Origin of the sequence: Streptomyces sp. NPDC059788 (assembly GCF_042732265.1) — a bacterium.
Taxonomy (GTDB): domain Bacteria; phylum Actinomycetota; class Actinomycetes; order Streptomycetales; family Streptomycetaceae; genus Streptomyces.
In genome coordinates, this window is the sequence record NZ_JBHWHY010000104.1 from 1 (window position 1) to 7,459 (window position 7,459).

Genomic DNA, 7,459 nt, shown 5'->3' on the forward strand with positions numbered 1-7,459 from the left:
TTATAAGATACAGCCTTAGGCGCCGGACCGGCAGCGCGGGCGAGGTCGTACAGGTACATGCGCTCGGTGTCATCCAGCCGCAGTGCCTGGGCGAGGGCGTCCAGCACGCTGTCGGAGACACCCCGCAGGTTGCCGCGCTCCAGGCGCGTGTAGTACTCGACGCTCACCCCGGCCAGCGTGGCGACCTCTCCCCTGCGCAGTCCCGGCACCCGCCGCTGACCGTAGGTCGGCAGGCCCGCCTGCTCGGGAGTGATCTTGTCGCGTCGGGAGCGGAGGAAAGCGCTGACTGCGTCCCGGTTGTCCATGACGACAGCGTAGGCGGGCCACGCGAGCGGTGGGGGTCCCTGCCAGTACCCCTCGCAGCAGAGACTCCCCGGTCACGGCCGTCTGCCGTTGCATGGTGCGTGCCCCGATCCTCCGGGGCCCGACCGGTGCGAGGGCGCATGTGCCCCGGGCCGGCCGACCTTTCCAGTACCGGAAACAAACCTGAAGGGCACGCGAGATGAGCAACCAGATGAAGACGGTGACGGAGAGCCCCGCGGAGGTCGTGCGAGGGCTGTATGACGCGCTGAGCAAGGGCGACGTGCCGGGTGTCCTGGCCAGGCTCGACCCTGAGGTGATCGTCGACGAGCCGACCCAGCTCCCCTACGGCGGCGTGCACCAGGGCCGCGAGGTGTTCGTGCAGTCGATCCTGGGCGCGATGATGGGCTACGCCAACGTCGCCATCACTGATGCCGAGGTGTTCGAAGGCCCGGCCGGCGTCATCGGAACGCTCACCGGAACGCTCACGGCCCACACCACCGGTGAGGAATTCCCGCTGACCATGGTCGAGATCCACCAGGTCGAGGACGGAACGGTGCGCAAGATCGACGTCTACACCAAGAACCCCCACGAGTTCGCCGCGTTCTACGCGCGCGCCGAGGCGGGCACCCGCTGACGACGGCACCCCTTCACGAGTCCGGCCGAGTTGCCTCACGGCAGCGCAAGCAGCTCGGCCGACTCATGCCCAGGCCCAGGCCGTCGCATCGATGACCCCTGTCCGCATCAGCGACACCGCAACCAGCCACGCGCACCACACAGCGAAGGACACACCATGACCACCACCTGGTTCATCACCGGCACCTCCTCAGGCTTCGGGCGACTGCTCACCGAACGCCTCCTGGCCCGTGGCGACCGCGTCGCCGCCACGCTCCGCCGGCCCGAGGCTCTCGGCGACCTCCGCGCCGAGCACGGCGACCGGCTCTGGACCGCCCAGCTCGATGTCACCGACACCGAGCAAGTGCGTCGCGTCGTCACCGAGGCGTTCAAGACCCTCGGTACGATCGACGTCGTCGTCAACAACGCCGGTTACGGCGTCCTCGCCTCCGTCGAGGAGGCATCCGACGAGCAGATCCGGCGCGTCATCGACACCAACCTGCTCGGCTCGATCCAGGTCATCCGTGCCGCCCTCCCGCACCTGCGCGCCCAGGGCCGAGGCCGCATCCTGCAGGTGTCCACCGCGGGCGGTCAGACCACCTACCCCAGCCTCGGCTACTACCACGCCTCCAAGTGGGGCATCGAGGGGTTCTGCGAGACCGTCGCCCACGAGATCGCGCCGTTCGGCCTGGCCCTGACCATCATCGAGCCGGGTGCGACCCCCACCAGCTTCGGCACGTCGCTCGACATCGCACCGCCCCTGCCCGAGTACGAGAACACCCCCGCGGCCGACACCCGGCAGGCGTTCCTCGGCGGCCACTTCCCGGTGCCCAACAGCGCGGAGAAGCTCACGGACGCGATGATCGACCTCATCGACTCCGGCGCGACCCCGCTCCGCCTCCCGCTCGGCCCCGACACCTACGAAGACGTCCGCGCCGCCCTCACCGGCCGGCTCGCCGAACACGAGGCTCATCGCGACATCGCCCACTCGGTGGCGGCCACAACCGCCCGGTGACCGAGACCAGGCGTCAGTCGCCGCCGACGACGAGTGGCAAAAGCGGGTTCGCCGTACTCGGCGATGTATGCCGCGCGGTTCTCCGCGTTGATCGCCCGGCCGCCCTCTGCGGTGAGGTGGTCGACCGAGGAGACGGCCGGCACTTGCCGCCCGTCGGCGTTGGACGTGTTCAGTGCGATCCGGCGGGCCAGTTCGGCGACGACGCTGGGAGCCGACTCGACCGGCGCGGACCCCGGAGGACCTTGGCCGACTGTGCCCCTGGCGGCGTGGGCGCTCAGAGCGGCGGCGAACGGCGGTACGCGTCTGGCCGTGGTGTGGTTCACGGTAGGGCACACCGCTGACAGCAGGGTCAGCGGCGCGCGTCGCCGGGGGCCAGCAGACTGGTCAGCTCCGAGATCGCCTCGGGGGACGGCTTGAAGTAGCGGCGGACGTTCTCCGGCTTCTTGTGCCGCGACTTCGCCATCAGCATCAGCAGGGAGGCGCCCTGCTCGCCGAGGTGGGTCAGGGCGGAATGGCGGTACTCGTGCAGGTCCCAGCCGGTGCCCGGCCCGCGTACGGCGGTGTGCTCGTCCAGCAGGGCTCGGGCCTGGCCGTAGGAGAGCCGGGCCAGGCCGGTGTCCGGGCACACGTCGCGCGGGCTGACGACCTTCCCCGGGCCGGGGCGGCGGTGGGTGACGAACACCGGGCCTCGGGTCCGGCTGCGCAGTAGCCGGGGTAGGAGCCGGGCGGTGCCGGCGTCCCAGTAGACGGTCTCCAGCACGAAGTCCTCGCGCGCCTGGCCCCGGCGGCGGGCCTTCCTCCGGGCGCCCTTGGCCTTCACGGGACAGCGGCGCGCGGCGAGGTCCAGGTCCTCGATGTTCACCCCGAGGATCTCCTCCGCGCGGGCGGCGGTCTCGTAGAGCATCCGCCACAGCGTCTTCTCCCGCAGGTGGACCTCGCGCCGGGCGATGAGCCGGTCCACGGCCATCTTCGAGCGGGCCGGGGTCTCGGAGTCCGGCACCGCCAACCGCTTCGTCCAGGCCGGGACCGCCGGGCCGTCGTAGCCGTACTCCGCGCACCAGCCCAGCCACGACAGCACCGCCGCCCGGCGGGCGTTCCAGGTGTTGACCGCCGCGGTGCCCCACAACAGTTCCAGGGCCTCGCCGATCTCGTCGTCCGCGACCGACCCCAGCGGGCGGCCCTCCCCGATCCGCTCGGCCGTCTTGCCGACGCCGGTCGCGTAGCGGCGGACCGTGTTTCGGTTCCGGAGCGAGTCGAGGAAGGCATCCGCCGCCGCACGGACGGTCAACGCCTTCCCGGCCGGCAGTTGCACGACGGTGGGCACCGCTTTCCCCTTGCTACAGATAACAGGGCCGCTTCACGCGCGGCCCGGAGAGCATCACCGCAGCTCACGAACCATGCTCCCGCAGATAATGGGGTGTTATCTGCGGAACGACTTCAGAGCGCTCCGGCGACCGACGCCCCGTCAGCCGCCCATCAGGGCCAACACGGGCCTAGCGCACGATCTGACATGGATGTTCCTCAACCCCCGTGATCCGTACGGCCCGCCGCGCCGCGCGGAATGCCTCCGTCGGCGCTCCACTGAGGTGAGGGCGAGCGCGGCCCGAGGGATGTGCCGGCACCCGGGTGGAAGAGCAGCATCCGGGTGCCGGCATCCCGTAGTCGGCTTGGTTGCCCCTGTTAGATCTAATGGGGGTCTGACCGAGATACGGGTCAAAGGGCCGACGGGATGATCTTGAATGCCGGACGGGCCTACTGCGGTGTCGAGATCGCTGCGGTGTGTTCGTCGTGCTCGCGCAGCATCCTCATCACAGTCGCCGGGGAGGGGTGCTGCCCCTTCTTCGCTCCGGTGATGATGACGAGCCGCTTCGCGATGTCGCGCAGGCTCATCTCCTGGTCGCGAAGGTGGAGGGCCAGGGAAAGCATGGAGTCGTCGGTGACGCCTGCGCCGCCGATGGTCTTGCCGCGCTTGCGGGCGGACTCGTGACCCTCCAGCGTGCGGTCGCGGATGTACTCGCGCTCCATCCCGGACATCGCGGCGAGCACGGTGAACACGATTCCGGTGGGGTCGTGAGAGCCCTTCAGCTCCCCGGTCAGGAACTCCAGGCCGACGTCGCTCGCCTTCAGCTCCTCGGCGAGCATGGCGAGTTCGATGCCGCGGCCGAGCCGCTTGTGCTCGTGGACGACCAGGGTCACGGCGACGCCTGAGGAACGGATCTCCCCGGCGAGCTTCACGGCACCCTCCAGCTCGGGGCGCCGGGTGGCGCGAGTGGAGATCTTCTCCGAGAAGACCCGGGTCACCCCAGCCTCGGCAAGGGAGTCGAGTTGTGCGTCGAGGGACTGCCGGGCGGTCGAGGCTCGGGCGTAGCCGAGGCGGACGTGACCGACCGGTTCGGCTACGGCGCTCACTGGCCGGGGCAGCTCCATCCATACCGACCCCGGCTTGCGGACGGCGGGGGTCGGCACGCTGAGCGTCTTGGCGAGTTGGGGCACGAGGCGGAAGCGGGCGGTGTGGTACTGGATGGCCACCTTGCCCTTGCCGGTCCGGCAGGGGGAGCCTGCAGGGGCGGCGCAGGTGGACATCGGGCAGTCGTGCGATTCCACGCGCTTGAAGTCGTCGATCACACCAGGACTGATTCATGGGTGCGTTCCAGACTTTCAGTCATTTGCAACGACTCATGAAACCTGATTGGCGCAGGTGGACCGCCGGGCGGGCGGGTGTTTCACGAGCGGCCACCCATGAAACGCCAATGCCCTCACCCAACCGCTGGCCGGCAGCGTCCGACGCCAGGAAATGGACGTGTTAGCGTTGGGGATGCAGAGACAACCAAGTCGACTGCGGGACCAGAAGTGGGAGGTGAGTTGATGACTGTCGTAGAGGCCGCTGCCGTGTGCAGTGCCCGCCGGACCATCCTCACGTCCCGGGCCCCGGTCTGACCTGACACTGATGCCCCCGTTGGAGCCCTGACGGCTCACGAGAGGGCAGCACTCCGTGCTTATCGGGGCCCCGTTCAAGGGTCTCTACGTTGTCTCAACATTCTTCCTTCCACATCCAGCCTTTCTCCCTGGCGGCCTACGGCTGGGACGAGGCGTGTGAGCACGCCTTCACACCCCATCGCGCTGTCGACCTGATCCCAGCCCGCGTCGTCCGGGCCGAACGCGGCTCGTGCGAGGCGGTGACCGATGCCGGAATCGTCCGCGCGGAGATCCCCGGCACCGCCGGTCAGGGTGATCCCCTGTCGGCGCCCTGCACGGGTGACTGGGCCGCACTGCGTCCCGCCACCACCGGCCACAGGCCGGTGCTGCATGCGGTACTGCCCCGGCGCACCGCCCTGGTACGCTCCACCGCTTCACGTACCTCGCACGGCCAGGTCCTGGCCGCCAACCTCGACACGGCCGTGGTGACGGTCTCGCTGGCCGCCCCGCTCAAGCACGGACGGACCGAACGCATGCTCGCCCTGGCCTGGGAGAGCGGCGCGCAGCCGGTCGTGGTGCTCACCAAGGCCGACCAGTGCGCCGACGTCCAGTCGGCCGCAGCCGAGGTATCGGAGGTGGCACCGGGTACGGACGTGCTGGTCACCAGCGCCGTGACCGGCGAGGGCCTGGACACCCTGACGGCTGTCCTGAGCGGCACCATCGTGCTGCTTGGCCCCTCCGGAGCGGGCAAGTCCACCCTGGGCAACCAGCTGCTGGGCGAGGACCGGCTGGCCACCGGCGCCGTGCGCGAGGTGGACGGCAAGGGCCGCCACACCACCGCCTGGCGGGAACTGCTGCCGCTGCCCGGCGGCGGGGTCCTGCTGGACACCCCCGGTCTGCGCGCGATCGGCCTGCACGACGCCCAGGACGGGCTGGAGCAGACCTTCGCCGACATCCAGCGCCTCGCACAGGACTGCCGGTTCACCGACTGCGCACACCTGGGCGAACCGGGCTGCGCGGTCCTGGCCGGCGTCGAGGCCGGGGAGCTTCCCCGGCGCCGCCTGGACAGCTACCAGCGGCTGCTGCGGGAGAACGCCTACGCCGCCTCGCGCACCGACGCGCGGCTGCAGGCCGGCCGCAAGGCCGCCAAGAAGGACATCGCGCAGAAGCTGCGCGCCACCTATCAGTTCCGGGAGCGTCAGCTGTGAACGGCACTCCCGCACCCGACTACGCTCCTGGCACCGACCCGGTGACGGAGGCGTTCTTCGCCCTGCACCGCGGTCTGCCCCGGCAGGGCCCCGGCTCGGACACCACCACACGACGGCTGCTGGAGGAGGCGGGGCCGCTGCCCGAGCACCCGCGGGTGCTGGACGCCGGCTGCGGACCCGGCCGCTCCACCCTGCTGCTGGCCGAGGAAGCCGACGCCCACGTGACCGCGGTCGACGTGCACCAGCCCTTCCTCGACAGCCTTGCCGCCGAGGTGGCCCGCCGGCGCCTGGGCGACCGGGTCACGGTCCTCAACTGCTCGATGGACCGGCTGCCCTTCCCCGATCACAGCTTCGACGTGATCTGGGCCGAGGGCTCGGTCTACACCGTCGGCTTCGACACTGCCCTGGGTGCCTGGCACCGGCTGCTCGCCCCGGGCGGCATCCTCGTCGTCACCGAGATCGAATGGACCGTGCCCGATCCCGCCGCACCCGTCCGCGCGTACTGGGGGGCGTCCTACCCGCTGCGTACCCGCACCGCGAACGCCGACGCCGCGCAGGCCGCCGGCTATCAGGTCCGCGCGCACCGGCCGCTGCCGGAAAGTGACTGGTGGGACGAGTACTACACGCCGCTCGCCCAGCGGATCGCCCGAGCGGACCCGTTGCAGCCCGGCATGCCACAGGCACTCGCGGCGATGCGGGCAGAGATCGCCATGCGGAGCGACCACGGCAGCGACTACAACTACGCCGTCTACCTCCTCCAGCCCCACGACTACACCCCTCACACTCCCGAGAACGGAATTGCCATGACCACCTGGACCACCCGCCCCGAAACCGCCGAGGACATCACCGCCATCCGCGACATCAACCTCGCCGCCTTCCCCACGGCAGGGGAAGCCGACCTCGTCGACGCCCTGCGCGCCGACCCGCAGGCATGGATCGACGGCCTGTCCATGGTCACCGAGGCCCCCGACGGCACTCTGGTCGGGCACGCTCTGCTCACCCGCTGCCACGTCGACGGCGCATCTGCCCTCGCCCTGGCCCCCTGTGCGGTACTGCCCTCGGCCCAGCGCACCGGCGCCGGCTCCGCCGCCATCCGTGCCGTCCTGGACGCCGCAAGGGCCATGGGCGAAAACCTTGTCCTCGTCCTCGGGCACACCGACTACTACCCGCGGTTCGGCTTCACTCCCGCCTCCCGCTTCGGCATCCGAGCCCCCTTCGAGGTACCCGACGAGGCCATGATGGCCATGGCTCTGGACGACACCCGCCCGGTACCCGCCGGCACCATCCAGTACCCCGCCGCCTTCGGCGTGTGACCCCTCCCGGGGTGCCCCCGGGGCATGGGCCCCGGGGGCCCCCCCCCCCGGGGGGGGGCGGGGCCCCCGCCCCCCCCGGGCGAGGGGCCCCC

The 7,459-nt window shown here is 70.8% G+C and carries 7 protein-coding genes; 4 read left to right on the forward strand and 3 right to left on the reverse strand.

Going from position 1 to position 7,459, the window contains the following annotated elements:
• Window positions 1-305, reverse strand: a 305-nt coding sequence (locus ACFV57_RS42395) for a helix-turn-helix domain-containing protein (RefSeq protein ID WP_385244563.1), incomplete at its 3' end; no start/stop codon positions are given.
• A 197-nt stretch (window positions 306-502) separates the two neighbouring features.
• Between ACFV57_RS42395 and ACFV57_RS42400 the strand changes: the two genes are divergently transcribed.
• On the forward strand, window positions 503-937 hold the full coding sequence (locus ACFV57_RS42400; RefSeq protein WP_385244566.1) for a nuclear transport factor 2 family protein: 435 nt from the start codon (window positions 503-505) through the stop codon (window positions 935-937).
• Between the two features lie 156 nt (window positions 938-1,093).
• Window positions 1,094-1,930 carry an SDR family oxidoreductase gene (locus ACFV57_RS42405; protein WP_385244569.1) on the forward strand — a complete coding sequence of 279 codons (837 nt, stop codon included), beginning with the start codon at window positions 1,094-1,096 and terminating at the stop codon, window positions 1,928-1,930.
• 349 nt (window positions 1,931-2,279) lie between these two features.
• On the opposite strand, the gene ACFV57_RS42410 is transcribed toward ACFV57_RS42405, so the two are convergent.
• Together ACFV57_RS42410 and ACFV57_RS42415 are read right to left on the reverse strand one after the other, a co-directional pair.
• Window positions 2,280-3,254 (reverse strand): tyrosine-type recombinase/integrase, encoded by a 975-nt coding sequence (locus ACFV57_RS42410; protein WP_385244572.1) that lies wholly within the window; start codon window positions 3,252-3,254, stop codon window positions 2,280-2,282.
• A 428-nt stretch (window positions 3,255-3,682) separates the two neighbouring features.
• A complete protein-coding gene (locus ACFV57_RS42415; protein ID WP_385244575.1) occupies window positions 3,683-4,555 on the reverse strand; it encodes a recombinase family protein in 873 nt (290 codons plus the stop codon).
• Window positions 4,556-4,956: 401 nt separating this feature from the next.
• Between ACFV57_RS42415 and rsgA the strand changes: the two genes are divergently transcribed.
• Both rsgA and ACFV57_RS42425 read left to right on the forward strand, forming a co-directional pair.
• A complete protein-coding gene (gene rsgA / locus ACFV57_RS42420) occupies window positions 4,957-6,054 on the forward strand; it encodes a ribosome small subunit-dependent GTPase A (protein WP_385244577.1) in 1,098 nt (365 codons plus the stop codon).
• Window positions 6,051-7,367: a GNAT family N-acetyltransferase gene (locus ACFV57_RS42425; protein WP_385244579.1), complete on the forward strand. Its 1,317-nt coding sequence runs from the start codon at window positions 6,051-6,053 to the stop codon at window positions 7,365-7,367. The genes rsgA and ACFV57_RS42425 overlap by 4 nt, the downstream gene beginning before the upstream one ends.
• Window positions 7,368-7,459 lie beyond the last annotated feature (92 nt).